This is a genomic window from Bradyrhizobium sp., from assembly GCF_049581145.1.
Classification (GTDB): Bacteria; Pseudomonadota; Alphaproteobacteria; order Rhizobiales; family Xanthobacteraceae; genus Bradyrhizobium.
The window spans coordinates 1-2622 of record NZ_JBAURI010000605.1 but is presented as its reverse complement, the minus strand read 5'-3'; the positions used below and the strand labels follow the sequence as shown (position 1 = coordinate 2622).

1 protein-coding gene and 1 pseudogene are annotated in these 2622 nt (G+C 64.1%); both read left to right on the top strand.

Annotation, left to right across the window (positions count from 1 at the left end):
• Positions 1-1639, top strand: a 1639-nt coding sequence (locus WCB02_RS19955) for a helicase-related protein (protein ID WP_423960697.1), incomplete at its 5' end; no start/stop codon positions are given.
• A 1-nt stretch (position 1640) separates the two neighbouring features.
• Positions 1641-2622: pseudogene (locus WCB02_RS19950) on the top strand (restriction endonuclease); the annotation flags it as partial.

Here is a 2622-nt window from a genome sequence, read left to right as displayed (position 1 = left end):
GCGCTGCGTGGGTTCATCGCCGGCGGCGGCCGCTAGCGCCCTGCGTAACCGGATCGCCGCAGATCCTGACCGGCTTCAGGGTCAGGTGTTCGACGAGGACTCCGATGAAAGCGATGCCGTTGATGTGGAGCCAACCCCGGGCCTAGAGGAAGATCAGCCGCTCGCCGTCTTGGTGGCGCAGGCCGAACGCCTGATCAAGGCACCCGACCCAAAGCTCGACGCAGTCACGAAGCTGCTTAAGCCCCTGGTCGCGGAGGGCGCCAATCCGGTGGTGTTTTGCCGCTTCATCGCAACGGCGGAGCACGTCGCAGCCGCACTGCAAAAGGCATTTCCCAAGCTCTGTATCGAGGCCGTTACTGGCGCGCTCACATCGGAAGAACGCCGCGAGCGCGTCGAAGCGATGGGCGAAGCCGAGCAGCGACTGCTGGTCGCGACCGACTGCCTGTCCGAGGGCGTTAATCTGCAAAGCCTGTTCGATACGGTGATCCACTACGACCTGTCCTGGAACCCGACCCGCCACCAACAGCGCGAGGGTCGGGTCGACCGCTTCGGCCAGCCGGCCAAGCTCGTGCGATCCGTGCTGCTCTTCTCGCCCGACAGCTCGATCGATGGCGGTGTGCTTGAGGTGATCCTTCGCAAGGCGGAACAAATTCGCAAGGCGACCGGCGTCACCGTTCCGTTGCCCGACGAGCGCGGCGCGGTAACAGGTGCGCTGATGAACGCCGTGCTGCTCCGCAAGGGTCGCACCCGGCAACTGAGCCTCGACTTAGGCCTTGCCGTCGATACCAAGGCCATGGAAACCATCTGGCGTGATGCAGAGGATGGCGAGCGCCGTTCGCGGGCGCGGTTTGCTCAGAACACGATCCGGCCCGAGGAAGTCAAGCCGGAGTGGCAGCGCTGGCGTGATTTGCTCGGCGGCCCCGACGAGGTTCGCCGCTTCGTAGAGCGAGCGATGAGCCGGTTGGATTCGGCGCTCGAAGTCGGAAAAAATGGTGCCATACGGGCGCATATTTCCGCACTACCGCCAGCTGTGAAAGAACGGCTATCGTTGCGCGGCTTCGAGGATACGATTCGAATCGCGTTCGATGAACCCCCGCCATCCGGCGCAGAGATCGTCTCGCGCAGTCATCCGCTGCCGGCAACGCTCGCTGAGACGCTCCTCGAAGGGGCGCTCGACCCGGGTTCCATACCGCTTCTCTCGCTCGGCCGCGCTGGGGCGTGGCAGACGGCCGCAGTCAAGTCCGTCACGACGATCGTGGCGCTTAGACTGCGCTACAAGTTGATCGTCCACGGCCGCCGCGAACGCATGCTTCTGGTCGAAGAGGCGGCGACGCTTGCGTTGGAAGCAGCTAAGAGCGTGTTCATGGTGGAAGGTGCCACGCGTCCTCTGCTCGACGCCGCCGCAAGCGCAGATCTCGCACTGGTCGCGCGGCAACGATTGATTTCCAAAGCAATCGAGCAAGCGCCGGCGATGCTGGAGGGCCCCATCGCCGACTATGCACGCATTCGCGCGAAGGCCCTTGCGGAGGATCACGCTCGCGTGCGAGCTGCCGCGGCCGGCAGCGCTCGGGTCACTGTCGAGCCGGTGCTGCCGCCCGATATCATAGGAATCTATGTGCTCGCACCGGCGGGGCTGTGAGATGGCGCGTGTCAGGAAATCCAGTGCCTCTGCGCTTGCCTTTGATGCCATCACAGTAGAAGGCGGCCTGATCGCCCCGGCAATGCTGGCACGTATCGCCCAGCATCAGGCGGGTGAGCAATCGGAAGCAGATTACGGCATCCCTAAAGGCCTCACTCTGCGAGACGAAATCGCGCGCTACTTCCGCATTGGCCAGGCAATGTTCAGGGAGTTTGCGGCGAGTGAAACGCCCTCGCCTGCCGCAACGCTGAATCTCGTCGAAAAGCTGCTCCGCGACGTGTTCGGACTTAGCGATATCGGCCGGATTGGCACCCGCACGATCGGCGAACGGCGGTTCACAATCTCGCTTGAAGCCCTCGGTGGCCGCGTTCCGGTCGTGGTTGTCCCGGCGGCAGGTGATCTTGATCGACCGAGCCCACAACTGACGGCGGACGGGCACCGGCAGTCCGCCGCTTCGGCCCTCCAGAGTTGGCTGAATGCCCACGAAGGCGCGCTGTGGGGCGTGTGCGCCAACGGAAACCTGTTGCGGCTGCTGCGCGACAACTCCAGCCTCACCCGCCCGGCCTATATCGAAGCCGACCTGCGCCGCATCTTTGAAGCTGATGCGTTCTCGGACTTCACCGCGCTCTGGCTGCTCATTCATTCCAGCCGTTTCGGTATAGCCGGAGCACTCCCTTCGGACTGTGCGTTGGAGCGCTGGCGCGCCGCCGGCCAGACCGAAGGCGTTGTGGTCCGCGACAAGATGCGTGACGGCGTCGAGGCGGCGCTGCTCAGTCTGGGTAACGGCTTTTTGTCGCATTCCGCCAACTCGGGGTTGCGCGAGCAATTGCGAGGCGGCGCCCTGCCCTTGCCAGGGTTCTTCGGAGAACTCTTGCGTCTCGTCTACCGGCTGATCTTCCTGCTTGCTGCCGAAGACCGCAATCTGCTGCATCCACCGGACGTTCCCGCGGCGTCGCGCAAGCTATATGCCGAAGGCTATTCGG